Source organism: Mesorhizobium sp. M0227 (assembly GCF_040321855.1).
Lineage (GTDB): Bacteria > Pseudomonadota > Alphaproteobacteria > Rhizobiales > Rhizobiaceae > Mesorhizobium.
Window position 1 is genome coordinate 222,416 of record NZ_JAMYSJ010000003.1, and the last position, 26,286, is coordinate 248,701.

Annotated in this window: 30 protein-coding genes; 10 read left to right on the top strand and 20 right to left on the bottom strand. The window is 63.2% G+C overall.

The genetic code is table 11. From position 1 onward, the window contains the following. Nucleotides 1-88 precede the first annotated feature (88 nt). The 12 genes from NKJ00_RS06680 to NKJ00_RS06735 form a co-directional block, all read right to left on the bottom strand. A complete protein-coding gene (locus NKJ00_RS06680; protein ID WP_352629226.1) occupies nucleotides 89-982 on the bottom strand; it encodes a ribokinase in 894 nt (297 codons plus the stop codon). Continuing rightward, the gene (locus NKJ00_RS06685; protein WP_013529211.1) at nucleotides 979-1,854 is read right to left on the bottom strand and encodes a MurR/RpiR family transcriptional regulator; all 876 of its coding nucleotides are present in this window, start codon (nucleotides 1,852-1,854) and stop codon (nucleotides 979-981) included. Before NKJ00_RS06685 ends, NKJ00_RS06680 begins: the two co-directional genes overlap by 4 nt. Then, nucleotides 1,851-2,819 carry an ABC transporter permease gene (locus tag NKJ00_RS06690; protein ID WP_128305974.1) on the bottom strand — a complete coding sequence of 323 codons (969 nt, stop codon included), beginning with the start codon at nucleotides 2,817-2,819 and terminating at the stop codon, nucleotides 1,851-1,853. The genes NKJ00_RS06685 and NKJ00_RS06690 overlap by 4 nt, the downstream gene beginning before the upstream one ends. A gap of 23 nt (nucleotides 2,820-2,842) precedes the next feature. After that, nucleotides 2,843-4,342: a sugar ABC transporter ATP-binding protein gene (locus NKJ00_RS06695; RefSeq protein WP_128305973.1), complete on the bottom strand. Its 1,500-nt coding sequence runs from the start codon at nucleotides 4,340-4,342 to the stop codon at nucleotides 2,843-2,845. A 68-nt stretch (nucleotides 4,343-4,410) separates the two neighbouring features. Next, a complete protein-coding gene (locus tag NKJ00_RS06700) occupies nucleotides 4,411-5,463 on the bottom strand; it encodes a sugar ABC transporter substrate-binding protein (protein ID WP_352629229.1) in 1,053 nt (350 codons plus the stop codon). Nucleotides 5,464-5,504: 41 nt separating this feature from the next. Then, nucleotides 5,505-6,494, bottom strand: a complete 990-nt coding sequence (locus NKJ00_RS06705; RefSeq protein ID WP_352442014.1) for a TIM barrel protein — start codon at nucleotides 6,492-6,494, stop codon at nucleotides 5,505-5,507. A 218-nt stretch (nucleotides 6,495-6,712) separates the two neighbouring features. Continuing rightward, nucleotides 6,713-7,918 (bottom strand): aminotransferase class V-fold PLP-dependent enzyme, encoded by a 1,206-nt coding sequence (locus NKJ00_RS06710; protein ID WP_128305970.1) that lies wholly within the window; start codon nucleotides 7,916-7,918, stop codon nucleotides 6,713-6,715. A gap of 25 nt (nucleotides 7,919-7,943) precedes the next feature. Continuing rightward, a complete protein-coding gene (locus NKJ00_RS06715; protein WP_128305969.1) occupies nucleotides 7,944-8,405 on the bottom strand; it encodes a RidA family protein in 462 nt (153 codons plus the stop codon). A 38-nt stretch (nucleotides 8,406-8,443) separates the two neighbouring features. Further along, complete coding sequence (locus NKJ00_RS06720; protein WP_352629232.1) at nucleotides 8,444-9,238, bottom strand: amino acid ABC transporter ATP-binding protein; 795 nt, start codon at nucleotides 9,236-9,238, stop codon at nucleotides 8,444-8,446. A 2-nt stretch (nucleotides 9,239-9,240) separates the two neighbouring features. After that, nucleotides 9,241-9,891: an amino acid ABC transporter permease gene (locus tag NKJ00_RS06725; protein WP_023810936.1), complete on the bottom strand. Its 651-nt coding sequence runs from the start codon at nucleotides 9,889-9,891 to the stop codon at nucleotides 9,241-9,243. Between the two features lies 1 nt (nucleotide 9,892). After that, nucleotides 9,893-10,558 (bottom strand): amino acid ABC transporter permease, encoded by a 666-nt coding sequence (locus NKJ00_RS06730; protein ID WP_023810937.1) that lies wholly within the window; start codon nucleotides 10,556-10,558, stop codon nucleotides 9,893-9,895. Between the two features lie 170 nt (nucleotides 10,559-10,728). After that, the gene (locus NKJ00_RS06735) at nucleotides 10,729-11,610 is read right to left on the bottom strand and encodes a transporter substrate-binding protein (protein WP_352629234.1); all 882 of its coding nucleotides are present in this window, start codon (nucleotides 11,608-11,610) and stop codon (nucleotides 10,729-10,731) included. Between the two features lie 127 nt (nucleotides 11,611-11,737). Here NKJ00_RS06735 and NKJ00_RS06740 point away from each other — a divergent pair, with 127 nt between their 5' ends. After that, nucleotides 11,738-12,526 carry an IclR family transcriptional regulator gene (locus tag NKJ00_RS06740; protein WP_352554513.1) on the top strand — a complete coding sequence of 263 codons (789 nt, stop codon included), beginning with the start codon at nucleotides 11,738-11,740 and terminating at the stop codon, nucleotides 12,524-12,526. Between the two features lie 21 nt (nucleotides 12,527-12,547). Here NKJ00_RS06740 and NKJ00_RS06745 read toward each other — a convergent pair whose 3' ends face one another. Then, nucleotides 12,548-12,751 carry a YdcH family protein gene (locus NKJ00_RS06745; RefSeq protein ID WP_013529216.1) on the bottom strand — a complete coding sequence of 68 codons (204 nt, stop codon included), beginning with the start codon at nucleotides 12,749-12,751 and terminating at the stop codon, nucleotides 12,548-12,550. Between the two features lie 239 nt (nucleotides 12,752-12,990). Between NKJ00_RS06745 and NKJ00_RS06750 the strand changes: the two genes are divergently transcribed. The 4 genes from NKJ00_RS06750 (at nucleotide 12,991) to NKJ00_RS06765 (ending at nucleotide 16,522) form a co-directional block, all read left to right on the top strand. Then, nucleotides 12,991-13,170: a YdcH family protein gene (locus tag NKJ00_RS06750; RefSeq protein WP_013529217.1), complete on the top strand. Its 180-nt coding sequence runs from the start codon at nucleotides 12,991-12,993 to the stop codon at nucleotides 13,168-13,170. Nucleotides 13,171-13,504: 334 nt separating this feature from the next. After that, on the top strand, nucleotides 13,505-14,758 hold the full coding sequence (gene ispG, locus NKJ00_RS06755) for a flavodoxin-dependent (E)-4-hydroxy-3-methylbut-2-enyl-diphosphate synthase (protein WP_352629314.1): 1,254 nt from the start codon (nucleotides 13,505-13,507) through the stop codon (nucleotides 14,756-14,758). Between the two features lie 5 nt (nucleotides 14,759-14,763). Next, nucleotides 14,764-15,618, top strand: a complete 855-nt coding sequence (locus NKJ00_RS06760; RefSeq protein ID WP_352629236.1) for a lytic transglycosylase domain-containing protein — start codon at nucleotides 14,764-14,766, stop codon at nucleotides 15,616-15,618. Nucleotides 15,619-15,673: 55 nt separating this feature from the next. Then, nucleotides 15,674-16,522, top strand: coding sequence for a Stf0 family sulfotransferase (locus NKJ00_RS06765; protein WP_352629238.1), 849 nt, complete (start codon nucleotides 15,674-15,676; stop codon nucleotides 16,520-16,522). A gap of 20 nt (nucleotides 16,523-16,542) precedes the next feature. Here the strand turns inward: NKJ00_RS06765 and NKJ00_RS06770 are convergent, their stop codons facing one another. From NKJ00_RS06770 to NKJ00_RS06780, 3 genes are all read right to left on the bottom strand, one after another. Continuing rightward, the gene (locus NKJ00_RS06770; RefSeq protein WP_352554511.1) at nucleotides 16,543-18,882 is read right to left on the bottom strand and encodes a response regulator; all 2,340 of its coding nucleotides are present in this window, start codon (nucleotides 18,880-18,882) and stop codon (nucleotides 16,543-16,545) included. Between the two features lie 114 nt (nucleotides 18,883-18,996). Then, entirely contained in the window at nucleotides 18,997-19,746 is a 750-nt protein-coding gene (locus tag NKJ00_RS06775; protein WP_352629240.1) for a class I SAM-dependent methyltransferase, read from the bottom strand. Nucleotides 19,747-19,961: 215 nt separating this feature from the next. Continuing rightward, nucleotides 19,962-20,879, bottom strand: coding sequence for a polyprenyl synthetase family protein (locus tag NKJ00_RS06780; protein WP_352442020.1), 918 nt, complete (start codon nucleotides 20,877-20,879; stop codon nucleotides 19,962-19,964). 78 nt (nucleotides 20,880-20,957) lie between these two features. Here NKJ00_RS06780 and NKJ00_RS06785 point away from each other — a divergent pair, with 78 nt between their 5' ends. From NKJ00_RS06785 to NKJ00_RS06795, 3 genes are all read left to right on the top strand, one after another. Next, nucleotides 20,958-21,719 carry a transglycosylase domain-containing protein gene (locus NKJ00_RS06785; RefSeq protein ID WP_031213164.1) on the top strand — a complete coding sequence of 254 codons (762 nt, stop codon included), beginning with the start codon at nucleotides 20,958-20,960 and terminating at the stop codon, nucleotides 21,717-21,719. A gap of 139 nt (nucleotides 21,720-21,858) precedes the next feature. After that, nucleotides 21,859-22,041, top strand: coding sequence for a 50S ribosomal protein L32 (gene rpmF / locus NKJ00_RS06790; protein WP_008834724.1), 183 nt, complete (start codon nucleotides 21,859-21,861; stop codon nucleotides 22,039-22,041). A gap of 239 nt (nucleotides 22,042-22,280) precedes the next feature. Beyond that, complete coding sequence (locus tag NKJ00_RS06795; RefSeq protein WP_127296853.1) at nucleotides 22,281-22,682, top strand: hypothetical protein; 402 nt, start codon at nucleotides 22,281-22,283, stop codon at nucleotides 22,680-22,682. A gap of 109 nt (nucleotides 22,683-22,791) precedes the next feature. On the opposite strand, the gene NKJ00_RS06800 is transcribed toward NKJ00_RS06795, so the two are convergent. The 3 genes from NKJ00_RS06800 to NKJ00_RS06810 all read right to left on the bottom strand — a co-directional run bounded on the left by NKJ00_RS06800 (nucleotide 22,792) and on the right by NKJ00_RS06810 (nucleotide 24,217). After that, a complete protein-coding gene (locus tag NKJ00_RS06800; protein WP_023810947.1) occupies nucleotides 22,792-23,223 on the bottom strand; it encodes a GlcG/HbpS family heme-binding protein in 432 nt (143 codons plus the stop codon). Between the two features lie 161 nt (nucleotides 23,224-23,384). Beyond that, nucleotides 23,385-23,618 (bottom strand): hypothetical protein, encoded by a 234-nt coding sequence (locus tag NKJ00_RS06805; protein ID WP_127296851.1) that lies wholly within the window; start codon nucleotides 23,616-23,618, stop codon nucleotides 23,385-23,387. 77 nt (nucleotides 23,619-23,695) lie between these two features. Then, nucleotides 23,696-24,217, bottom strand: coding sequence for a winged helix-turn-helix transcriptional regulator (locus NKJ00_RS06810; protein WP_128305885.1), 522 nt, complete (start codon nucleotides 24,215-24,217; stop codon nucleotides 23,696-23,698). Between the two features lie 99 nt (nucleotides 24,218-24,316). On the opposite strand from NKJ00_RS06810, the gene NKJ00_RS06815 reads away from it, so the two are divergent. After that, nucleotides 24,317-25,147 carry an alpha/beta fold hydrolase gene (locus NKJ00_RS06815; protein WP_352611772.1) on the top strand — a complete coding sequence of 277 codons (831 nt, stop codon included), beginning with the start codon at nucleotides 24,317-24,319 and terminating at the stop codon, nucleotides 25,145-25,147. A gap of 106 nt (nucleotides 25,148-25,253) precedes the next feature. Then, nucleotides 25,254-25,910 (top strand): glutathione S-transferase family protein, encoded by a 657-nt coding sequence (locus NKJ00_RS06820; RefSeq protein WP_128305883.1) that lies wholly within the window; start codon nucleotides 25,254-25,256, stop codon nucleotides 25,908-25,910. 84 nt (nucleotides 25,911-25,994) lie between these two features. Here NKJ00_RS06820 and NKJ00_RS06825 read toward each other — a convergent pair whose 3' ends face one another. Further along, complete coding sequence (locus NKJ00_RS06825; protein ID WP_013529232.1) at nucleotides 25,995-26,258, bottom strand: ArsR/SmtB family transcription factor; 264 nt, start codon at nucleotides 26,256-26,258, stop codon at nucleotides 25,995-25,997. Nucleotides 26,259-26,286: the final 28 nt, after the last annotated feature.

Here is a 26,286-nt window from a genome sequence, read left to right on the forward strand (position 1 = left end):
GGCGACAAAGGCGCGCCTTAGCGGAATTCGCGCCAAGCCGCAAGGATAGGCGGCCGCCGCGGCTCTTTGGCAAAGTTGAATCAGGCCATCAGATGCCGTTGCGCTCGGCCTCCGACGTAGAGACAAGCAAGGCCGAAGCCGCGTTGGCGGCGGTGATGGCCGCCCGCATGGTCTGCCCACGGGCAAGTCCCGCGGCCAGCGCGCCAACGAATTCATCGCCGGCGCCATGCGTGCTGGCGACCTTGACCGGGACGGCCAGCAGCGCAAAGGCCTCGCCGGTCTGGTCGCAGGAGGCGACGCCCTCGCCGCCCGCCGTGACAATCGCCACCGGATAAAGATCGGCCAGCAATCGTGCGGCTTGCGCGGCCCCGTCCTGCGTCTCGACCACTGCTGTGCCAGCCAGGAATTCCGCCTCGATTGCGTTGACCACCAATATGTCGACCAGGGCGATCAACTCGTCGGAGAGTTTGCGCGCGGGGGCCGCGTTGAGCACGACGCGGCCGCCCTGTGCTTTGACGGCGCGTGCGGCGGCAATGTTGCCGGCTTCCGGCACTTCGTTCTGTAACAAAAGCACTGCCGTTTGGGCCATCACATCGGAAGCTGAGGCAATGTCGGCATGGCCCAGTGTCAGATTGCTGCCTGAGACGATCACCGCGCCATAGTCGCCGCCCGCGTCGAAGATCGCCACGCTCATGCCGGAGCCGGCGCCAGCGGCCACCCGCACGAAGCGGTGGTCGACCTTGGCGCGATCGAGATTGGCCAGCAACGCCCGCCCGAAATCATCGCCGCCGACGGCGCCGATCATCGCCGCGCGCACACCGGCCCGCGCCGCCGAGACAGCCTGGTTGCCGCCCTTGCCGCCGCATTTCGGATGCCATGCATGGCCGGTCACCGTCTCGCCCTTGCGCGGGCGATCGGGCGCGTCGACCATGATGTCATAATGCAAGCTGCCGAACACGGTGACCAGCGGCGTTGTCGTCATGAGCCCCGGTCTTTTCGTTTCGATGTCACCGCCGACATGGTGCGGCCGAGATTGCGCTCAGCCGCCTGATAGTCGCGCTGCGCCACCGCCACGAACAGCGCGTCGAGGATGTTGAGTTGGGCAATGCGCGCCGCTGCGTTCTCGCCCATCAGCGGCGACCCTTGCGCGGTCGAGCAAAGCACGATGTCGGCGACCGCAGCCAGCGGCGAGTTGTCGTAGTTGGTGATGGCCAGCGTGCGGGCACCGTTCTTGCGGGCCAGCTGGATGGCGTCGATGACGGCCGACGTGTTGCCCGAATGCGAGAAGCCGACGGCGATGTCGTCGCCGCCGAGCAGCGAGGCCGACATCAGCATCATATGCGAATCGTCATAGACCGATGCGCGGATGCCGATGCGCAGAAACTTGTGCGAGACATCGCGGGCGATCTGCGCCGAGCCGCCGACGCCATAGAAATCCCGGTTCTTGGCACGGAAGAGCAGCTCGGCGGCGCGGTCGAAATCCTCGATGTCGAGGATTGCCAGCGTTTCCTCCAGCGCCTGGATGGAGGTGCGGAACACCTTCTGCACGATCTCGGCCGAACTGTCGTCGGACGACAGTTCCTGGTGCATCTCGGCGGTCGGCAGGCGACTGTATTCATAGACGGCGGTGCGGAAGTCGCGATAGCCGGAAAAGCCGAGCTTCTTGGCGATCTTGACCACCATCGCCTCGGACACGCCGGACTCTTCGGCGATCTGCTTCAGCGGAATGCTCTCATCGAAGCCGCGCCGGCCGAAGACGGTTTCCACCACCTTCGCCTCCAACGGGGTGAGATGCGGCATCATCATGCGGATGCGCGGTCCTACCGCTTTCAGGTCCAGCCCGCTCAAGGTCATCCACGCCCCCTCGTCACGCGATCGATAAGCATCGCGGCGAGGATTATAAGACCAGTTGCCAGAAGCTGATAGAAGGACTGGACGTTCATCAGCGTCAAACCGTTGCGCATGGCGCCGAGGATGATAGCGCCCAGGATGGTGCCGACGATGCTGCCCTTGCCGCCCATCAGCGAGGCGCCGCCGATGGCGGCAGCCGCGATGGCGTCGAGTTCCCAGAGATTGCCGAGGATGGGCTCGGCGGCGCCGAGCCGGCCGATCAGGATCTGCGCGGCAAGCGCCGCCAGCAGGCCCGAGATCATGTAGGCGGCGATCTTGGTGCGGGCAATCGGCACGCCGGCGATGTAGGCCGCCTCCTCGTTGCCGCCGACGGCAAGCAGATATTCGCCGAAGGGCGTCTTCTTCAAAACGACCCAGGCGACGACAGCCACGCAGGCGACGATGACGACCGCCAGAGGCAGTCCAAACAGCGATCCGTTGAAGATGGCGCGGAACCCCGCGGGCAGGCCCAGAACCGGATTGCCGCCGGTGTAGATCAGTGCCAGCGCCCGGTAGGTGCTGAGCGTCCCCAATGTGACGATGAAGGGCTGCAGCCCGACATAGGCGACGAGCACGCCGTTGACGAGGCCGCAGGCAAGGCCAATGGCGAAGCCGGCGGCGATGGCCAGCGGAAACGGCACGCCGGCGACCATCATAGAGGCCGAGATGACGGCCGAGAGTGCCGCCGTCGGCCCGACCGACAGGTCGATGCCACCGGAGATGATGACCAGCGTCATGCCCAGCGCCAGACAGGCATTGATGCTCGACTGCTGCAGGATGTTGATCAGGTTGCGCTCGGCGAAGAAGCCAGGCACCAGCGCGCCGAATACTGCCAGGATCACGACAAGGCCGATCAGCGTGCCGGCGTCGCGCATGGAAACGCCGCGCAGGAATTCGGCGCGTGGCCGCACCAGAGTGGTATCCGACATATCCGTCACCTCTGCCTTGCCTGTTACGCGGCCGGCGTTTGCGTTTGCGGGATGGCGTGCGCCGCGATCGCCTGTTCGCTGATATCGTCTCTGTGGAGTTCGGCCGCGATCGTGCCGTCGCGCATGACCAGCACGCGGTCGGCAAGCCGGATCACTTCGGGGAGCTCGGAGGAGACGACGATCACGGCATGGCCCTCGGCGGCGAGTTCCTCGATCAGATGATAGATCTCCGCCTTGGCGCCGACATCGATGCCGCGCGTCGGTTCGTCGAACAAGAGGATGCGGGTTCCCGCCGCCAGCCAGCGGCTGATGATCGCCTTCTGCTGGTTGCCGCCGCTGAACAGGCGAATCGGCCGGTCGAGCAGAAACGGCCGCAGGTTGACACGGCTCATCTTCTCGACGGCCACGTGTTTCAACCTGGCGTGATCGATGAGACCGCGCGGCGCGAACACGGCCATCGAGGCGAGCGCCATATTGCAGGTGATCGAGCGCAGCGGCACGATGCCTTCGCGTTTGCGCTCCTCCGGCACCAGTCCGACGCCGGCGGCAATCGCATCGCGCGGGCTGGCGAAGCGCGCCGCCTTGCCGTCGATTGCAATCGTCCCGGCCGTGGCGCGATCGGCGCCGGCCAAGAGCCGCAAAAGTTCAGTGCGGCCGGAACCGACCAGGCCGGCAATGCCCAGCACCTCGCCGCAATGCAGATTGAACGACACGTTGCGCACCTTCGTCGCCGAAGAGAGGCCACGCGCGCTCAGCATGACCTTGTTCGTGGCATGGGAATTATGGTGTTCCTGCGCCAGTTCGCGGCCGACCATCATCGCCACGACCGCTTTCTCCGACAGGTCTTTCAGATCGACGGAATCGACGACGACGCCATCGCGCATGATGGTGGCGCGCCGGCAGATGCCGAACACCTCATCCAGCTTGTGCGAGACATAGACGACGGCGACGCCATCGCGCGCCAAACCTGTAATGACTTCGGCGAGCCGTTCGAATTCGCTCGGCGTCAGGCTCGATGTCGGCTCGTCCATGGCGACGATGCGGGCGCGATCGAGCAGCGCGCGAGCGATCTCGACGATCTGCCGCTGCGCCACCTTCAGGGTACCAAGGGGTGCCGCCGGATCGATGGAGGGATCAATGGCCGCAAGAGCATCCGCAGCACGGCGCTCTTGCTCGCGCCGGGCGACGAAGATACCGCCGCGCGTCAGCGGATGGCCGAGGAACATGTTCTGGGCGACGCTGAGGCGCGGTACCTGCTGCAATTCCTGATGGATCATGGCGACGCCCGCAGCGCGTGCGGCGACCGGGTTGGCGAGTGTAACCGGCTTGCCGTCGATGAGGATGCTTCCCGCTGTCGGCCTGTAGACGCCAGACAGGACGCGCAGCAGCGTCGACTTGCCGGCGCCGTTTTCGCCGAGCAGGCCGTGGATTTCACCGGCCCCGACCGAGAGTGACACCTCGTGGAGCGCCCGTACGGCCGGAAACAGCTTGGAAATGCCCTTGAATTGCAGCCGGGGTGACATCGGGTTCTATCTCCGGGCAACGGTGCCGGACAGAAGCGAATCGCTCTGGCCGGCACCCGCCGATAGCCTTATTGGCCCGCTGCCGCGTCCTCGAGCAGGGCCTTGCGCGCGCCGGTGCCGGAATAGCGGTCGGCATTGTCCTTGGTGATCAGCGCCTGCGGCGTGGCGACAACGCGCGGCAGCTTCTGTCCCGCGACGAGACGCAGAGCTGTTTCCAACGCCACTTCGCCAGTCAGCACCGGGAAACTGTCGACCGTGCCGGTCAGTTCGCCGGCGCGGATCGAGGCATAGGCGTCGGAAATGCCGTCGGTGCCGAAGACCGCAACCTTGTCCTGCAGGCCGGCGGCCTTGACAGCCTCGACGATGCCCAGCGCCATGCCGTCATTGTTGGCATAGAAGCCGATCAGGTCGGGGTGCTGCTGTAGGATGTTGGTGGCCGCGTCATAGGAGGCTTGGCGGTCCCAGTTGCCGGGAACGCTGGCGACAACCTCGAAATTGCCCCCCTCGGTGATGGTCGACTTGAAGCCGTCGGTGCGCTGCACGGCGGCATAGACGCCGGCCTGGCCTTCGACGATGGCGACCTTGCCGCCATTCGGACGATTCTTGATGAACCATTTGGCGACGCGCACGCCATTGTCGCGTTGGACATTGCCGACATAATGCTCGGCCTGCGGGATAACGGCGTCATTGACGTTGACCACCGGCACGTTGGCGGCCTTGGCCTGCTCCATGATCGGCTGCAGATTGGCATCCGTCTGCGGCGAGACGAGCAGCACGTTGTAGCCCTGCGTCACCAGGCCTTCGGCGATGGTGAGCTGGCCGAGCTGGTCGCCCTCGCTCTGCGCTGCCTGATAGACGACGGGAACGCCGACCTTGGCGCCGAATGCCGTGTAGCCCTCGCCCAGCGAGCGCCAGTATTCATTGGTCAGCGTCTTGGAGACCGCGCCTGCCTTGGTGCCTTCGGGCAGCTTGGGGAACGCGCCGAACTTGGCCTCGACCTGCGACCAGTCGATGCGGTCCTTTTCCGTGTCGGAATTGAGCGGCGCGAGGTCGGCGGCAAAGGCAGAGTCGATCGAGAGAACCATCAGTGCGGCAGTAGCGGTGGCAAGCAGAAGTTTCATTGTATTCCTCCCTGGTTGAAAACGGCGATGGCGCGGATGCCTCAGCTATCCGGCCCGAGCATGATTTCCTGGATGATGGCCTGCGACGTCACGGCGTCCTGGCTGTCCATGGCGGCGGACAGGCGATTGTCCTGCTCCAGCCGGTCGACGACGCGCAGCATGCGCTTGACGGTGGCGATGTTGACTTCGCACTCGCGCACCGGATCGAGCCCGGTCATATCGGGGAACGTGTCGAAATAGATGGCGCCGGCGTAACCGTCGCGGCGAATCTGCCTGAGCAGCTCGATGGTCTGCAGCGTGTGCACCGCGCCGACCATCAGGCCGTCGTCGCGCTTGGCGTAGCCGTCGTTCAGGTGCACGCCGAGCAGCTTGCTGTGACGCGCCACCAGGGCCGCGGCAAAGGCCGGCTGTTCGTCGGCGTAGAGCACATGAGCGAAATCGAGCGTGACGCCGAGATTGGGCAGGCCCACATCGCGGATCGCCAGCAAGGTCGTCGCCGCATCCGGCATCAGGCTGTAAGAGCGTGGTTCGTTCGGTTTGTATTCAAGACTGATCTGACAGTCGGGATCATGTGTCGCAACTTCACGAATCCCATCAATTTCGTGTTGCCAAAGCGTTGAATAGTCGGCCTGGAAGGCGTAGTCGAAGCCATCTTGGCCGAGCCACAGCGTCATCAGGCTGGCGCCGGCCTCACGCACGGCATCGATGCCGGCCTTGGTCAGGTCGATGGCCTCGCGGCGCACCGCCGGATCCGGATTGGTGAAGGCGCCGAGCTTGAAGGCGGGGTTGGAGTAGTAGCGCATGGCAAAGCCATTGATGGAAAGCCCGAGATCGCCCAGTTTCAGGGTGATTTCCGTGGGCTTTTCACCGACGTGGTCAGGAAAGTTGAGGTCGAGATCGGTAAGCCCCTCGACCTTGGCGGCGCGCGCCGCCATCTGCAGCAGCGACGGCTTGCCGGTAAGATCGGGCCACTCGGCCTGCGGTCGCGAGGCAAAGGAATTCAGGCGCGTGGCGAAACGGTTGGCTGTCATGAGCGATCCTTCATCGTCATGACTTCACATAAATATAGATATTTGTAAAGTTATTGTTGAAAAGTTGTGAAGCAGCCGCCAAGCTGGAACCGCCAAGGCGCGCAGAGGGAGCCGGCAGTTTCCTGGTCGGTGCCCTGGAGAGCCCGTCAGGGCAGGAGGCGCATGATGGCGCGTGCCGGTTACGGCCGACGCATTTCAGGTAGCGATTCGCCGGGTGTTCAATCTGGCCAGCGTAAGACGCCGGACGAATCCTTGCGGGCGACTTTCATCGCATCGGCCGGGCGGTCCTTGGCGGTCAATATGGCGCGCAGCCGTTCGGCGACGATCTCGGCCTCGCCGGGATGAAGATTGCAGGGGTCGAGGAAGAAATGGCCGCGCTCCACCTCGTGGTTGCGCACGATAATCGGCGGCGAGCCCGTCGCCAATGCCGAGGTGAGACCGGCCGCCGTGAACCGGCTTTCGGGCAGTACAAAAATCTGAAGCCGATCCAGAGGGTTGGCGGTCGGATCCGGGATGATCTGCGCGATGACGCCCGGCAGCCCGTGCAACGTGTCCTTCCACAGGTTGAGCGCGGCGTCTTCGCGGCGGCGGATGCCGGCATGGTCGCGCTTTTCCCAGGCTTCCAGTGCGGCCATGGTGCCGGCGATGCTTTCCTTGCCGACCTTCATGGCGCGGGCGACGCCGCGGTTCTGCAGATAAGCGGCGCGAACCAGATCCTTGCGGCCGGTGACGATGCCGCTGGTCGGCCCGCTCAGGAATTTGTGGCCGCTGTAGATGACAATGTCGGCGCCGCGCGCGAGGAAGTCGCGCAGATCATACTCTGAAGCCGCATCCACGATCACCGGGACACCCCTGGCGTGGCAGATCTCGCAGAATTCCTCCAGCGACAGCATGCCATACTGCACGGTGTGGTGCGCAACGACATAGAGGCCCGCCGCCGTGCGGTCGTTGATCGCGTCGCGCACATGATAGTCCTGCGTCACGCTGACCGTGCCGGCCGGCACGACCCTGGCGCCCGCCAGCCGGACCGACTGGTCGATCGGCGCACCATAGTTGACGATGTGGCCGAGCTGGACGATGACCTCCGACTTGAGACCTTCCGTGTTATCAGGCAGCCGCTCGATGGCGAGCAGATTGGTCCCCGTCATCGCACCGGCGATCGCCATGGTGATGCCGCTGGCGCAGCAGGCAGTGATGAAACCGGTTTCGCCGCCGGTCAGGCGCGCGACGATCGTGCTTGCGGCGCGTTGCAGGTCATCCATTTCCACCCATTGCGAGGCCATTTCCGCCATGGCGCTGATCGCTTCGGGGACAATGATCGACGCGCCGAGCGCGGTCATCGTGCCGGAGACATTGATGATCGGGCGAAGGCCGAGCCGTTCGCGGATGGTGGTGTTGGAGCCGTCGGTGGAAGTGGTTTTCATCTCTCGGATTCCATTCTTCTAAAGGTCAGGCGGCGATCTCGACAACCGCCTCGATTTCAACGGTGATGTTTCCAGGCAAGGAGCCGACGCCGATCGCCGAGCGGGCATGGCCGCCGATATTGTCGAACACATCGGCAAACAGGTCGGAACAGCCATTGACCACTTTCGGGTGGTCGCTGAAGGTCGGTATGGCGTTGACGAAGCCGAGCAGCTTGACGACGCGCACGATCCGGCCAAGGTCGCCGGTGGCTGCGTGCATGACGGCAAGCAGATTGAGGCCGGTGAGGCGGGCATGGCCATAAGCCTGCTCGACGGTGACATCGTCTCCTACCTTGCCGGTGAACAGTTTGCCATCGGTGCGCAGCGGTCCCTGGCCGGACAGGAAGATCAGCCGGCCGCTTTCGGCATGGGTGACGAAGTTGGCGATCGGGGTCGGCGGCTCGGGCAGCGTCAGGCCCAACGCGGCGAGCCGGATATAAGGCGTCATGAAAGAAGGCTCCTTACGACAGCGTTCGCTGTCCCGTTCTAGAAATGCGAGGCGCGGAAGCGTGCCAGGAAGGTGCGCAGGCGCTCATTGTCGGTGTCGGCTGCCAGGATTTCGGCGGGTGGACCCGCCGCGCTGACGCCGCCATCGGCCATGAAGATGATGCGGCTCGAGGCATCTCGGGCAAAGGCCATTTCGTGCGTGACCATCACCATCGTCATGCCGTCCTCGGCCAGGCTGCGCACGACCTCAAGCACCTCGCCGACCAGTTCCGGGTCGAGCGCGGATGTTATCTCGTCGAGAAGCAGGATCTTCGGCCCCATGGCCACGGCGCGGGCAATGCCGACGCGCTGCTGCTGGCCGCCGGACAGTTCGGCGGGCAGGCTGTCGGCCCTGTGGGCTAGACCGACCCGGCCGAGCCAGTGTTCGGCGATGGTGCGCGCTTCGGCGTTGCTCTTGCCGCGCACCTTGGTGAGGCCAAGCATGATGTTGCCGGCGGCTGTCAGGTGCGGAAAGAGGTTGAAGCTCTGGAACACCATGCCGGTCTCGGCGCGCATCGCGGCGAGATCGCGTTCGCTGCGACGCTGGCGGGTTCCGGCTTCGCGAAAGCCGACCTCCTTGCCGTCGATGCGAATCGAACCACTGTCATAGCTTTCGAGAAAGTTGACGCAACGCAGCAGCGTGGTTTTGCCGCTGCCGGAGGGGCCGATGACCGTCACCACCTCCCCCTTCGCCACCTGCAGGCTGACCGAACGCAGGACCTGGACGGTCCCAAAGGCTTTGGAAACGTCCAGGACGTCGAGAAGGGCCGGGGTGTTTTTCGGACTTGTGGACATTGCTATTCCCGGATGAAGGAGAAACGCCGCTCGAGCCGCCGGCTGGCGAGCGAAAGGGCATAGTTGACCGCGAAGTAGATGAGCGCGCCGAGAATATAGAGCGGCATGGCCTCGTAGGTGCGGCCGATGACCTGGTTGATGGCCTGCATCAGGTCGGTGATGCCGAGCAGCGATACCAGCGCGCTGCCCTTGACCGCATCGGTGACGCCGTTGATCCAGGGCGGCAGGAAGCGCCTGAACGCCTGTGGGAAAATGACGTAGGCGAGCCGCTGGCGAAAGGTGAGTCCGATCGCCATCGCCGCCTCGGACTGCCCTTTCGGAATGGAGCCGACAGCACCTCTGAAATATTCGACGACCTGGGCTGTCTTGAACAGGGTCAGCGCCAGCACGGCGGCCCAGAACGACGGCAGATGAAGCCCGACGGCCGGCAGTCCGTAATAGACAAAGAAGATGAGCACCAGGATCGGGATGCCGCGGATGGTGTCGCTGAAGATGCGCACGGCCCATTGCAACGGCACCGGGCCATAGACCAGACCGACGCCCATGATCACGCCGGCAATCAGCGAAAACACCACGACCAGCAGGGATACCCACAGTGTCAGCGCAAAGCCCTGGGCGAGGAAAGGCAAGGCATAGGCGATCTGGGTCAGCATGTCAGCGCGCCGCCCTGAACCGGCGCTCGACAAGCCGAAGCGCAAAAAGCAAAATGTAGCCGGTCACCAGATACATCGCCGTGACCACGAGATAGACCTCGACGATGCGGAAGGTGTTGAAGTTGATCCACTGGGCGCCATAGGTCAGCTCCGGCACCGAAATGACCGAGGCGACGGAGGTGTCCTTGAACAGCGATATGAAGGTGTTGGACAATGCCGGCAAGGTGATGCGCAGCATGGTCGGCAGGCGCACGTTGAGCAGCCTTTGCCAGGGCGTCAGGCCGATTGCCTTGCCGGCGTCCAGCTGTCCGCGCGGAACGGCTTCGAGCCCGGAGCGAAACACCTCGACCAGATAGGCGCCGCTATAGAGCGACAGCGTGACGACGAACGAGGTCGGCGCGCTGTAGGCGATGTCGACCACTGTCGGCAGGCCGTAGAAGACGAGGTAGACGAGCAGGATCAGCGGCACGTTGCGGATGAATTCGACGTAGGCGGCGATGATGGTGCGCACGATGCGTCCGGCAGACACGTACCAGACCGCCAGAACCAGGCCGATGACGGTGCCGATGGCGATCGATATGACGGCGAGCTCGAGACTGAGCAGCAGTCCGCCCCACAGCTTGTCGAAGTGCCGCCAGATCAGGTTGAAATTAAGGGCATAGCCCATGCGTCCGCCTCAGTGCCGCAGGGTTAGAGCAGTTCACCGTTTCACGGAAACGGCGACCCGCTCTAACTCCTTGTTTTGACGCAATTCCGGACGGAAAACCGTTTCACACTTTTCCTGGAATTGCTCTAGGGAGGTGGAAGGGCGCTGGATACGCCCTTCCGCCCGGCAGGTCAGATGGCTGGGAAGCCGGGATGGCGCGCCGGCGGCTCCTGTCCGAAATAGTCCTTGAAGGCGGCATCGTAGAGTGCGTTTTCGTGGCCGAACATGGCGATGGTGAAGGTCGCGTTGACGAAGGTCAGCCAGTCAAGGTCGCCTTGCCGGAGTGCCGCGCCATAAAGCATGCTCAGCCAGCTCTTGCCGGCGTCGAAATATCTGTCCGGATTGCGCGAGGCGAGCCAGCGCACCGTGGACAGATCGACGGCAGCGGCGTCGACGCGTTTCGATTCCAGTGCCTGCAGCACGTTGGCCTGGGTATCGATCTGCATGACCTGGCACTCGGGCAGCACCGAATGCACCTGCGCCTCGGCATCGACATTCTGCAGGATGGAGACGCGTGTCGCCGAGCCGCCGGCAAGCAGCTTGTCGAAGGTCTTGTTCTCGGCGGTCGGAAGGCTCAGCAGGGCGACGCCCTCGACGTAGTAAGGCCGGGAAAAATTGACCAGCTGCGAGCGCTGGGCGCTCATCGTCATGAACTGAATGGTGATGTCGACCTTGTTGGTGGTGACGTTGGGGATGCGCTGTGCCGGATCCTGCATCACGAACTCGACCTTGGTCGGATCGTCGAAAAGGCCCTTGGCAAGAATGCGCCCCATGGTGATGTCCATGCCGACGAGTTCGCCGGCATCGTTCTCGAAGTGCCACGGCGCATTGGTGCTGCCGGTGCCGACGATCAGCTTGCCGCGATCGAGCACGGTGCGCAGCAGGCTGTCGGGTGCTGCCTGGGCAGCGGCCTTTTGGGCATCGACGGTTACCGCCGCACCCACGACGCCGGCCGCGGCCAGTCCCGCCATTCCCAATTTCAGAAAATCACGTCTTCCGGATGTGTCGTTCACGGCGACCTCCTTTCGTTTGTGTTCCCCTTGCACAGGCAATACACGCGTCAGTGACGTCGAAGCGATTGTCTCTTACAAGAGACGCGTGTATCCTGTACAGGACAGATACTAACACCGGGAATCAACAATGCAAGATGGCAATGCCTCGGCACTTTCAGCCGGCGAGAAGATTTCGGGCTCCCGAGAAAAGGGGCTCAACCGGGTGCTCGAGATTCTGGAGTTTCTTCACACGACCCAGCGCGCGATCGGCATTGGCGACCTTGCCAAGGGCGTGAACGCGCCCCGCTCGACGACCTATACGCTTGTGCGGTCGCTGGTCGATGCGGGACTGCTGGAAATGCAAGGCGACGACAATCGCGTCTATTTCGGCAAGAAGCTTTATCTCTACGGAATGGACTATGTGCGGGGCAACGACCTGTTGAGGCGGGGGCGCCAGGAGGTCGACAATCTGTCGCGCGAGACCGGCGAGACTTCCGAACTGTGCATGCTGCAGAGCGGCCGCTATACGATCGTCCATGCGAGTCCCGGCACCAGGCCGTTCCGCATCAGTTCCGCCACCGGCTTGCAGATACCGCTGCCCTGGACAGCCTCGGGGCGGCTGCTTCTGGCGGGGCTGGAGAAGGCTGAGATCGAAGACATGGTGTCAAACGACGATCTCGTGCTGCCCGACGGGCGCAAACTGCGGCTCGACGATTTCGTCGCCGACATCGCAAAAGCGCGGATCACCGGCTATTGCGTCACTTCAGGCCTTGTCGATGCCTATACCAAGTGCCTTGCCGCGCCGGTGTTTTCAGCGCCGGGCAAGGTCGAGGCGACGATGTGCCTGGTGGTCCCCATCGATACATCCGAGGGGCGGACCGGCGAACTTATCGGCCTGCTGCGTGATCGTGCCGCGAAGCTTTCGATCGCCGTGTAGCGCGAGCGAGCGAACGCCAACTCACGCAATGATGTCGGGAATGATCTTGTCTTCCAGCGCCATCAGCCGGTCCTTCAGGAACAGCTTCTTCTTCTTCATGCGCTGAATCTGCAGCGGATCGCAGGCCATGGCGATCATCGCGTTGATGGCCGCATCGAAATCGGCGTGTTCCTGCTTCAGGCGGGAAAATTCTAGGCGAATATCGGCCTGTTCCTGATCGGACATTCTCTACCGTCTGCACGTCTGCGGCGCCCAAAACTGGGCCTGATTGGGCGGGACCGGGTGTTTTGTCACCGGCGTGCAGCCCATATCACATTTCAAGGTGTCGTGGAATGCTACCACGGATCATTCGACATCGCGGCCGGATGGTGGCACAGTGTCATTGTGCCGTCACAGAAGCGAACCTGCGGTGGACGCGCCGTGACGGTTGCAATCGAGGAAAACCATGAAAGGGAGAACCAATCATGTCTCTTGCATCCCATCTTGATGAGTTGCAGCGGAAACACGGCGACATCGAACGTGAAATCGATGACGCGATGAATCATCCATCGGTAGACGACCTCGAAATCGTGAATCTCAAGCGACGCAAGCTGGCACTCAAGGACGAGATTGAAAAACTAAGAGGCAAACCGACCACGCATTGATGCCCTCCTGACATAGCCGCCCCATATCCGCGGCCTCTTTTCCCGGCGGCACCCCGCCGCCGGCGTGGAGGGTTTTGATTTTCCAGCACCGGTCTGTCAGCCGAAGCTGGACTTGCACCCGGCTCAATCTCCGCTTCGGCCGTCGCCCGTTTCGCCAGATCATCGATTGTTTCTGGTCGCCGGCGGCGGGCGATTCCGGCCAGTGGCGACCTGTCGCCATTGACAAGCCATCTTTGCTCCTCCACCTCATGCCCGGACCTCAGCGCATCGGCCCGGGGCGTCGTTGTGCGTCCATGCAGGACACAAGATGCCCCAGAGACAAAAGGCTGCCGGCATGACCGGATATTTTTCCTCTCCTTTCCCCCGCCGCACGTCGGTCGGCGTCGATGTCGGCGGCGTGATCGTCGGCGGCGGTGCGCCCGTTGTCGTCCAATCGATGACCAACACCGACACGGCCGATATCGACCAGACCGTTGCGCAGGTCGCAGCCCTGCATCGGGCCGGGTCGGAGATCGTGCGCATCACCGTCGATCGCGACGAGAGCGCCGCCGCCGTGCCGCGCATTCATGAGCGGCTTCAGCGGCTCGGCATCAACGTGCCGCTGGTCGGCGATTTCCACTATATCGGCCACAAGCTCTTGGCCGATCATCCGGCCTGCGCCGAGGCGCTAGCCAAATATCGGATCAACCCAGGCAATGTCGGCTTCAAGGACAAGAAGGACCGGCAGTTCGCCGATATCGTCGAGATGGCGATCCGTCATGACAAGCCGGTGCGCATCGGCGTCAACTGGGGCTCGCTCGACCAGGAGCTTTTGACCCGGCTGATGGACGACAACCAGGACAAGGGTTTCCCGCTGACGGCGCAGGAGGTGATGCGCGAGGCGATCGTGCAGTCGGCGATCCTGTCGGCCGAGATGGCGGAAGAGATCGGCCTTGGCCGCGAGAAAATCATCCTGTCGGCCAAGGTCAGCGGCGTGCAGGACCTGATCGCCGTCTATACCGAGCTCGCCACCCGCTCCAACCACGCGCTGCATCTCGGCCTGACCGAAGCCGGCATGGGCTCGAAGGGCATCGTCGCTTCGTCGGCCGCCATGGGCATCCTGCTCCAGCAAGGCATCGGCGACACCATCCGCATCTCGCTGACACCGGAGCCGAATGGCGACCGCACGCGCGAGGTGCAGGTGTCGCAGGAATTGCTGCAGACCATGGGGTTCAGGCAGTTCGTGCCGATTGTTGCCGCTTGCCCCGGCTGCGGCCGCACCACCTCCACCGTGTTTCAGGAGCTCGCCCAGAACATCCAGGCCGATCTCAGGAAGAACATGCCCGTGTGGCGCGACAAATACCCCGGCGTCGAGAACCTCAAGGTCGCGGTGATGGGTTGCATCGTCAACGGCCCTGGCGAGTCCAAGCATGCCGATATCGGCATTTCGCTGCCCGGCACGGGCGAAATGCCGACGGCGCCTGTCTTCGTCGACGGCAAAAAGGCGGCGACGTTGCGCGGGCCGTCGATCGCCGCGGATTTCGAGAAAATGGTCGCCGACTATATCGAACAGCGGTTCGGTCGCGGCGGCAAGGCCGCGGCAGAGTAGGTCAAATGCAGCGTTTCCTATGGGCGACGCTGATCCTGCTGTACGGGCTGACCTGGTCGGCCCTTGTGCAGGCCGATCCGCCGCAATCCGCCAAGCAGCGGCTGATCGACAAAGTCTGCAATCTGATCCAGGCGCATGCCGACCAGAACGGCCTGTCCAGGGATTTCTTTGCCCGGCTGATCTGGAAGGAAAGCCGTTTCGATCCCAACGCCGTCAGTCCGGTCGGTGCCGAAGGCATTGCCCAGTTCATGCCGGGCACCGCCAAGATGCGCGGGCTTGCCAATTCCTTCGACATCAACCAGGCGATTCCGGCTTCGGCTAGATATCTCGCCGAAATGAAAACCGGCTACGGCAATCTCGGCCTGGCCGCCGCCGCCTACAATGCCGGCGAGAGCCGGGTGTCGCGCTGGCTCAGCTCCGGCGGCTTCCTGCCGATGGAGACCGAAAGCTATGTCTTAGACATCATGGGCGAACCAGCCGACAAGTTCACGGACCGGGCCTATGCCGGAAAAGTCGAGCCGCTCGACGCAAAGACGGATTTTGCCGTCGCTTGCCGAAAACTGCCGGTGATCATGTCGCGGACGGTGGCCATGGCTTCGATCAACATAAAGCCATGGGGCATCCAGGTGGCCGGCAATTTTCGCCGCAGCGCCGCGATCAACCAGTGGCTCAGGATAAGGAGCCGGTTCCCGGCCCTGCTCAACGGGCATGATCCGGTGGTCAGCCGGGTGCGCACGCCGATCGGCCGGCGCGGCATCTACGCGGTCAGGATCGGTGTCGACCGCCGCGCCGATGCCAACGTTATTTGCCAGAAATTGCAAAGCGTCGGTGGGGCGTGCGTGGTGGTGCGCAACCGGTAATTTGGCCGCTGCCGGCATGGTGTTTGTCTGAGAGAGGCATTTAAGAGCGACAGCCGTGACGTCGCATCCAGCAAAGATTTCAGCTATAGCGGCGGCCATCTTCTCCAAGGCGACAGCCCCTGCCTTTGACGAGCAGCATGGACACAACATGTTCGATGGGTACATAATCTGCGGCACGCCGAGGACCGGAAGCACGCTGCTGTGCAAGCTTCTGGCATCCACGAAGACGACTGGCGATCCGCACTCATTCTATCGGCGGCAGGATGTGCTGGAGTGGGCTGAAGAGTGGAAGCTGCCGGATCGCGGCACGATGAGTGAGCTCGACTTCAATGTCGCCTATCTCAACGCGGCGATCGCTGCGGGCAAGGGTGGGACCAGCCTCTTCGGCCTTCGCTTGATGCGCGAAAATCTGGATGAGCTTTCGACGATCCTCGACCGGATTTTCCCGAAACTGCAGTCGGACAGAGCGCGGTTCGGAAGAGCATTCGGCAATGTTCTCTACATACACCTCTCGCGGGAGGACAAGCTCGCGCAGGCTGTCTCCCTGATCAAGGCAGAGCAGACCGGTCTTTGGCATATCGCTCCCGACGGCACCGAGATCGAAAGGGTCGCGCCGCCGAAAGAGCCTCAATATGATTTCGAGCGGATCAAACGAGAGGTCGCGGAACTCGAGACCTATGACGCGGCCTGGAACATTTGGTTCGCAGAGCAAGGCATATCCCCGCTGCGCGTCGGCTATGAGCGCCTTTCAGGCAATCCGGCCGCGACATTGCTAGGCATCTGCGAAGCCCTGAGGGTCCGAGCGCCGGACGAGGAGGATATAAGCCCCGGCGTTGCAAAGCTTGCTGACGCGACAAGCCTCGACTGGATGCGCCGCTATCGTCTGGAGGCAGCAGCCGTCTGACGCATCCTCATGGATGCAGTCTAGGCGGTCTTGGCCACGACCGTTTCGCTGAGCCAGGTGCCGATCTTGGTGCCGAGGCGGTCGGGCGAAACGGGCTTCGGCAGATAGTCGTCCATGCCTGATTCGATGCACTTGTCGCGATCACCCTTCAGCGCGTGCGCGGTGACGCCGATGATCGGGATGTGGGCGCCCGTCGAGACCTCCATCGCCCGGATGGCGCGGGTCGCCTCATAGCCGTTCATTTCGGGCATCGAGACATCCATCAGGATCAGCTTGGGGCGCAGCGCCCGGTACATCTCGACCGCCGTGCGGCCATTGCCGGCGATGCGGTAGCTCAAGCCCAACCCGTTGAGGATCTGGCCGAACACCAGTTGGTTCACGTCATTGTCCTCGGCAATGAGGATGTCGATCGGTCCGTTCGGCGCGGTTGTCGATTCCGGCGCTGCCGCGACCGGCATTGCCGGGCCGCGGATGACGGTGAAGGCGGGCGGCGCCGCCGGGGGAGCCTGCACGATCGGTTCGCGGACGAATCGCGCCTTGCCGACCTGCGAGCGGGCCTTCTGGATCACCGAGATGACGGTGCCGAGCAGCACCGCGGAGCGCGCCGGCTTGGTCAGGTGTGCTGATATGCCGAAGTCGATGATCATCTTGCCGAAATCGACCTGGTCGACCGAGGTCAGCAACACCACCGGGATGGAGGACAGCCGGCTGTCGGACGCAATGGCTCTGGCGACATCGGCGCCGTTCATGCCCGGCATTTGGTAGTCGAGGATGATGCAGTCGACGGCGGCGCCCAATTGAAAGGCGCGGTCGAGGAAGGCAAGCCCCACCGCGCCGCTTTCGGCGGCGGCACAATCGAAGCTCCAGCTTCTGAGCTGCTCGAGCAGGATTTCGCGGTTGACCGGATTGTCGTCGATGACCAGCACGCGCGCGCCGGTGACGTCGACCGGCACGATCTCGTCGCGCGCGGCCGCCTGGTGCGCGGGCAGCGGCACCGCGAACCAGAACACCGAGCCGCGGCCGATCTCGCTCTCGACACCGATCTTGCCTGCCATCAGGTCGACGAGGCGGGCGGCGATGGCGAGGCCCAGCCCCGTGCCCTCATGACGGCGGGTGGACGAGCCGTCCACCTGCGCGAATTTCTCGAATACATTCTGCAGTTTCTCGGCCGGTATGCCGATGCCGGTGTCTTCGACGCGGACCTTGAGCTGGACCACGTCGTTGACGATTTCGCCGCCGACATCGATCAGCACATGACCCTTCTCGGTGAATTTCACGGCATTGCCGAGCAGGTTGGTGATGATCTGCCGGAACCGGCCGGCGTCACCGACGACATGGGCCGGCAGGCGCGGGTCGACACGCACGATCAGTTCGAGGTTCTTTTCGGCGACGCGCGCCGAGACCAGCGTCGCCACATCCTCGACCGCCTCGGAAAGGCGAAAGGGAGCAGGGTCGAGGGTGAGCTGGCCGGCATTGATCTTGGAGAAATCGAGGATGTCGTTGATGATGGTGAGCAGTGCGTTGCCGGATTTGACGATGACGTCCGTGAAGGTCTTCTGGCGCGGGGTCAGATCGGTCTTGGCCAGCAGTTCGGCCATGCCGAGCACGCCGTTCATCGGCGTGCGGATTTCGTGGCTCATATTGGCCAGGAATTCCGATTTGGCGCGGTCGGCGGCCTCGGCCTTGAACAGGGATTCGGCGGATTCGGCAAAGGCGCGGCGGATTGCCACTTCCATCGGGCGGAAGATCCAGAAGGCGACGATGGCAAGTGCCGCGAACAGGATGCCGCTCGCCCACAGCAGCAGTCTGTCGCTTGAGGCATCGGCCAGGTGGCGCTCATCATCCATGGCGGTGCGGACGCGAACCAGCATAGGCTGGGCAAACAGGTCGTTCTGGTTGCGGATTTCGCGATAGCTCCACTCGTCGACCTTCTGCGCCACCGACATCAGGTTAAAATTGCGCACCATGTCGCGCGGCGACCAGAACAGATCGCCGTTGACGGAAGCGGACTGGAGTTCGTTGACGGTCTTGATCGACAGCCGCGGCTTGATCGCCGCAAGCTGGGCGGTCAGCGTCTCGATCTCGCCGGTCAGACGCTCCGAATGGCCGCGCGCCGATGTGGTCAGGGCATCGCGTGTCTCCGCCCGCCAGGCTGTCCCGGTCGTCTCGGCAAAGCTGGTCGCGTTGCGCAGGTCGCGGGTGAAGATGACGAGATTGCTGCTCAGCGCATCGATGTCGCGGCGAAAGGAATTGACGCGGTCAAGCGCAATCACGATGCCGGCGGAAGCCAGCGCGAAGATCAGCAAACCTGAAATATAGCGGATCCGGACCGACCGGATGAAGGACGAATATTCAGGCATGCGCAACCCCAACACATACGCACCATTTTAATGGCCGGGATTACGCTTCATTTACATTAAAATTTCGTTCGTGCGGGTTGGCAGGCCATGCGAGCCGCCGGATGGACACCACGCCTAGGCCGCTTCCACGACGAGGGCGCGGATGCGGCCACTCACCGAGCCTTCCCCGAACCGTTTCCCAAGGGCATTTGCCACGTATCGCGTCGTCTCCTCCAGCGAGCCGCCGCGCGCCTCGATCTCAGCCCGCAGGGGCGTGCCCTGGCAATAGGCCGCGGCCGCCTCATATGGCGAGGAAGCGGCGCTGACGGCATCCAGCGGCTCTATGGTGATGTCACGGAAGCCGGCGGCATGCAGGTCGGCGCGGATGGCGTCTGCATCGTGATAGCCATGCGGCGTCCTCGCCATGAAGCGAGGCGGATCGGCCGGAAAGAAATGGCCGAGTGCCCGCGTCACTTCCTCGGCGAACTCATTGTCTTCGATGGCACCCCAGACGTTGAACAGGAAATGCCCGCCCGGCCGCATCACCCGCCGCGCTTGTCCGTAGGCGCCCACTCGATCGGGGAAGAACATCGCGCCAAATTGGCAGACCACGGCGTCGAACCGGGCGTCCTCGAAGGGCAGTGCCTGGGCGTCGGCCTGCTGCCAGATGATACGAGGATCGTCCGACATCCGCGTGCGCGCGTGGTCGAGCATCGGCTGGTTAAGGTCGGTGGCCACGATGCGTGTTTGCGCCGGCAATCTTGCTGCCAGCGCACGCGTCACCACACCGGTGCCCGCCGCCACTTCGAGCACCGATTGCGGCCCGAGCTTCGACACTCTCTCCGCCAGATCCTGCGCATAGGGCTCGAAGATCAGCGGCACCATCGCCCGGTCCTAGACTTCGGGAATGGAACCGGTGAACAGCTTGTCGGTGGTCGACATGGCATCCCTCCAACTCTATCCGCACCGCGTGCTTGCCGTGCGGTGGCAAAGCGATGTCGATCCTCTGCCTCGGCAGGCTTCCGCTCAAGCTCTATTTCAGAACCGGCCGGCGGGGACGTGCGTGCGTCGATCAGCTCGATGTTCCGGCTGGCACAACCTCAGCTGTTACGCGCCGCCACGAACGTCGCCGCTTCCTTCAGCAATTGGGCATCGTCGCCATAGGGCTCAAGCAGTGCATGGGCCTGTTCGACGAGGCCGTGAAGCTGGCCGCGTGCCCAATTCGCACCATGCAAGGCCACCAGCGTCGCCTTGCCGGCGGCGGCGTCCTTGCCGGTCGCCTTGCCCATCTGGCTGGCATCGGCGGTCAAATCGAGCAGGTCGTCGGCAAGCTGGAAGGCAAGACCGATCGCCGAGCCGAATTCGGCCAGCCGCTCGCGGTCATCGGCTGGTGCACCGGCAATGAGTGCGCCTGCCTCGCAAGCGAAACGGATCAGCGCGCCGGTCTTCATCGCCTGCAGCCGGATGATGCCGGTCTCGTCCGGCGGCGCCTGTTCGGCTTCGAGGTCGAGCTTCTGGCCGCCGACCATGCCACCGGCTCCGGCCGCACGGGCAAGCGCCAGCACCAGGGCTACCCGCCGTTCCGCCGGCAGGGCGGTCGCCTCGCCAGCAATGATGTCGAAGGCCAGCGTCAGCAAGGCGTCGCCGGCCAGGATAGCGGTCGCCTCGTCGAAGGCTCTGTGCACGGTCGGCTGGCCACGGCGCAGATCGTCGTCGTCCATGGCGGGCAGATCGTCGTGTATCAGCGAATAGCAATGCACGCATTCAAGGGCTGCGGCGACGCGCAATGCCGCCTCGCCATCGGCGGAAAAAAGGGCGGCACTTTCCATGACCAGGAAAGGGCGCAGGCGCTTGCCGCCGTTCAGCACGCCGTGCCGCATCGCCGCCATCAAACGCTCAGGCCGCGCGATCTCGCCCGAAAGCGCACGGTCGTCGAGCAGCCGCCGCAGCAGCACCTCGACGGCGGCTGCCCGTCTGATCAGCGCCATTTCGAACGCCATTTGGTCGTCATTCGTCATGGCCCGGACCGGTAGCCGACACTCAGACGTTGCGCAAGAAGCCAAGCGCCATTATGCCGGGGCAGGGAGAAGCACGGGTTGGGCGGCTTGGCGGAACCGATCGTCGATCATGAAACCGAAAGACTGGACATGGCGACGAGATCGCGGGGCGTAAACCGCCGTGGTCTCAAGCGCTGGGTCCGGCGCGGCATCGTCGTGGCCGCGGTGCTGGCTTTGATTCCGGTCGTGCTGACGTTTCTGTATCTGCCATTCTTCGTGCATCCTGTCTCGACGCTGATGCTGAAGGACCTGGCGACGTTCTCCGGTTACGATCGCCGCTGGGTGTCGATCGACGACGTGTCGCCGGTGCTGGCCAATTCCGTCATCATGTCGGAGGACGGGCAGTTCTGCTTCCACCGCGGCGTCGATCTCGGCGAGCTGAGGGGCGTCGTCGACGACGCGCTGGCCGGCGAAGCGACGCGCGGCGCCTCGACCATCACCATGCAGACGGTCAAGAACCTGTTTCTCTGGTCGCGGCCGCTGGGTTCGGTGCGCAAGGTGGTCGAATTGCCGCTGGCCGTCTATTTCGATGCGGTGATGTCGAAACGGCGCATCATGGAAATCTACCTCAACATCGCCGAGTGGGGGCCGGGCATCTACGGCATCGAGGCTGCGGCACAGCACCATTTCGGCGTTTCGGCAAAACAGCTGTCGCGACGGCAGGCCGCCTTGCTTGCGGTCTCCTTGCCAAATCCGATTGCCCGCAATCCGGCCAAACCCGGGCCTGGCTTGAGGCGGCTCGCCAATCTGATCGAGCGGCGCGCCGGCCGCTCCGGCGCCTATGTCGGTTGTCTCCGCTAGCCGATCCAAAAAAATTCGCGCCAGTGCTGGCCAAAACGGCACAGGGCGTGTATAGGCACCCGACTTTCTCAGATTTAGGCCCGACATGGCCCTTTCACGAGGGCGGGCGGGGCTTTTGACCATGTAGTGGAGCATATCCATGGCCGTTCCGAAACGAAAAACCTCTCCGTCCAAGCGCGGCATGCGCCGCTCGGCCGACGCCCTCAAGGCCCCGACCTATGTCGAGGACAAGAATTCCGGCGAAATGCGCCGTCCGCACCATATCGACCTGAAGACCGGCATGTATCGCGGTCGCCAGGTGTTGACCCCCAAGGAAAGCTGAGACCAGCTTTTTCAAAGGTTTGAATTTCCAAAAGGACCGGCCGGTGGCTGGTCCTTTTGCGTTTGGGCGGGCCGGCAGCGCAGGCGTGCACCGCCGGCGTTGCAAATCCTTCGGCCGGCAACCGGCTGACATGGTTGTTGCGTGCGGTCTTCGACCGTGTTCAGCGCCGATGGCGAAACATCTTGACGACGTGGCTATGGCGCATTCTACAAAGGATCGCCCCCACATGGAGACGCCAGATGTTCGGTGCCATTCCGCTGCTGATCGTGCCTTTCGTGCTCTACAACCTCGGACTGCTGGGAATTTTCGGTAGCGGTGACGATCCGTGGGCGAGCGAGGTCTTCTCCTTCAGCATGATGTCGGGCGGCGTGTTCTCGATGACGCTGGGCGACCTGATGATACTGATCGGGCTGATCTTCCTGTTCCTCGAAATGGCGAAGTCGGTGCGCACGACCAACGCCTCGATCATGGACCATCTTCTGTCGACGCTGGTGTTCGTGGCCTTCCTGGTCGAGTTCCTGTTGGTGAAGGGCGCGGCCCATTCCGTCTTCTTCACGCTGATGGTCATCGCGCTGTTCGATGTGCTGGCCGGATTCGCGGTGTCGATGCGATCGGCCAGCCGAGACATCAATCTGAATTAGTTCCTCAGCGAAGCGATTGGCAGGAAACGCGCATCGCTTCGTCATCCCAGGGCCTCCGCGACGGAGCTTCGCTCCTGCTTCGCCCAGCGATGACCAAAGTGGAGAGGATTCAGCCCGGATCGGCGGTGAAGCCGGCGGCCTCGATGCCGGCGATGGCCGCGGCTTCGTCATTGTCCGACGTGTCGCCTGAGATGCCGACGGCGCCGATGATGGCTCCGGCCTTGTCGCGGATCAGCACGCCGCCGACCACCGGCAGCACGCGTCCGCCCGAGACGTCCGAGATGCCGGCCACCAAGTGCGGGCGCTCCTTGGCGAAGGCCTCGACTTTGCGTGAGCCCATGCCGATGGCGAGCGCACCGTAGGCCTTGCCGGCCGACATTTGCGGGCGCAGGAACGAGGCGCCGTCCTGGCGCTGGAAGGCGACCAGATGCCCGCCGGCATCAAGCACCGAAACGCCGAGCGGCTTGAGCTTGAGATCGGCGCCCTTAGCAAAGGCGGCATCGATGATTTGCCTGGCTTTTTCGAGCGGCAGTGCGGTCATGGCAGTCTCCTGTTTGAAAACGCGTCGATCATCGACCGTCGACGGGCGAGATAACATCCCCGTTTCGGTTGAAATTGCTTCGCGTGAAGGGGCGGGATGGAAGCAGCTTTCACCGATACCATCAGGACAGGCATTAGCGTTTATGGCTCAAGGGGTGGCTGCTATTTTTTCTTGGCGCGGGTCGGCTTCTTGGCGGGTGCCGCCGGCGCATTGGCTAGGTCTTCGGCTTCCTTGGCGAGACGCAGCGCCCGCAGCTTGTTGGTCTTGGCCTGGCGGGCGTCGCTCTCGGCGACGTATTCGGCCATCGCCTTCTGGCGGACGGTTGCCGCCTCTTCCTGCTTCTTGAAACGCAGGTCGGCGCGCGCGCGGGCAGCATCCCGAGAGTTTTCAACCAAGACCTTATCCAATCCCGTAAATTGTGATTTTCCGCCTCTTCTAGCAGAGTCGGCCCCAAAACGGGAAAATAAGTTAATTACGCGGCTGTGCTGGCGGCGGGGGCCTTGCTGGCAACCACGGCCTCATAGGCGGCCTGCAAGGTCGCGCGGACAGAAGGACCCGCTGCAGTATCGAGCGGCATGCCGAGATGTTCATGGCGCAACTCGTCCATGAATTTGTCCCACATCGGCTGTCCGCCCTTTTCCAGAAGTTCGGCGCGGATCGACAGTTCTTCGCTGACCGGCAGCCAGATGCGGCCCCAGGCGCCGAGATGGGCCAGGATCGGCACCAGCGTGATCGCCATTTCGGTCAGGCTGTAGATCGCCTTCTGCTTGTGCGAGGGGTCGTCGGCTTTGGTCAGCATGCCCAGCTCCATCAGCCGCTTCAGCCGGTCGGCGAGGATGTTGGAGGCGATGCCTTCCATCGATCCGTTGAGCAGCTCGCGAAAATGACGCCTGCCGCCGAAGATCATGTCGCGAAGGATGATCAAGCTCCAGCGATCGCCGAAGACTTCCAGCGACAGGTTGATCGGACACCCGGACCGGCGATCCATGCTCATGAGATTTTTCTCCAAAACCGGTTGCATTATCGTATCGGTTTTATTATCGTGCAACCGATTGCAAAATGCAATCGGTATTGCAGGAGAGGAGGTCGCACCGTGACGACGACCGAACGCCCCGAAATCATATCCGAAACTTTTGGCGATCCGGCGAACCCGCCGCTGTTGCTGATCATGGGAGCGATGGCTTCGATGCTGTGGTGGCCGGAGGCGTTCTGCCGGAAACTGGCCGGTGCCGACCTGTTCGTGATCCGCTATGACAATCGCGACACCGGCCGTTCGACCAAATACAAGCCGGGAGAGCCGCCCTACACGTTCGATGATATGGCCGACGATGCAATGCGCGTTCTCGACGACCACGGCATCGGCAAGGCGAATGTCGTCGGCATGTCGATGGGCGGCATGATCGCGCAGCTTGTGGCGTTGAAACACCCGTCCCGTGTCGCATCGCTGACCGTCATCAGCAGCTCGCCCGTGGGAACCGACATTTCGCACCTTCCGCAGACGAGCGATGCCTATATCGAGCATTCGGCCGAGGGCGCCAAAGTCGATTGGTCGGACCGTGGCCAGGTGATCGATTTCATCGTCAGGGATGCGCGGGCGATCGCCAGCATCGCACATCCATTCGACGAGGCCCGGATGCGTGCCTTTGTCGAGCAGGATCACGACCGCTCCGGCGGCTTCCTGAGTGCGACCAACCATTTCATGCTCAAGGGCGGCGACGCCTGGAAGGGCCGCCTGCATGAAATGACGGCGCCGCTGCTGGTCATCCACGGCACGGCCGATCCGATCTTTCCAGTCGAACATGGCGAGGCGCTGGCCGAGGCGGTCACCGGCGCGAAAATCATCGGGATCGAAGGTGGTGGCCACGAGCTGCACCCGGACGACTGGGATATGATTGTTGCGGGCATCGTTGCCCACGCCGCCTGAAGCGGCAAAAGCAGGTCTTGAAGGGCAATGCTTGCCGCAGTGTTTAACCCATGACGAGCGCGCCCGGCGCCGGCGATCGATAAACCACGAAACAGGCGAGCAAAAAATGTCCCTGACGCTTCATTTCCATCCGCTGGCCTCCTTCTGCTGGAAGCCGTTGATCGCGCTGTATGAGAACGCCACGCCGTTTACCCCTGATATCGTCGATCTCGGCAATGCGGAATCGCGCGAGGCCTTCCTGAAGATTTCGCCGGCCGGCAAGATGCCGGCGCTGCGCGACGATGCGCGCGACCGCACGGTGCTGGAATCGACCATCGTTGTCGAATATCTGGCCGCGCATTATCCGGGGCCGGTCGACCTCGTTCCCGCCGACATCGACCTGGCGCTGGCCGTCCGCCAGGCCGATCGCTTCTATGATTTTTATGTGCAGGAGCCGATGCAGAAGATCGTCGGCGACCGGTTGCGGCCACAGGACAAGACCGACCCGTTCGGCGTCGAGCAGGCCCGCGACCAGTTGCGCAATTCCTACGCCATCATCGAACAAGACATGCAGTCGAAGATCTGGGCGATGGGCGACACCTTCACCATGGCCGATTGCGCGGCGTCCCCGGCGCTGTTCTATGCCAACAAGGTCGAGCCGTTCGGCGACAAATACCCGGCCGTGAAGCGCTATCACGACCGGCTGGTGCACCGGCCGGCTTTCGCCCGGGTGATCGAGGAGGCGCAGCCCTACTTCAAGTTCTTCCCCTACAATAATGGCTGATCGGGATGCTGCACGATCTCGCCCCAGACGCTCGCCGATACGGTCGGTCAACTGACCGAGCCGCTGGCAATGACACTGAGAAGCTCAGGCTTCCCAGAACTGATCGAGCCAGATGTTGAGTTTGAGGAAGCCGGTGCCGCTCACCGTATAGACGCGCCTTGTTCCTTCCGGCTTGGCGTGGACCAGGCCGGCATCGAGCAGCACTTTCAGATGCTGCGAAACGGCTGGGCGCGACACCGGCAAGCCGGCGGCCAGTTCGGTGACGGTTTTCGGGCCGCGGCGAAGTTCTTCCAGAAGATGGCGCCGGTTGGGATCGGCAATCGCCATGAAGGCGTCGGAAAACATCATGCCTGTATTAGTGCGGCAAAGCCTTTCG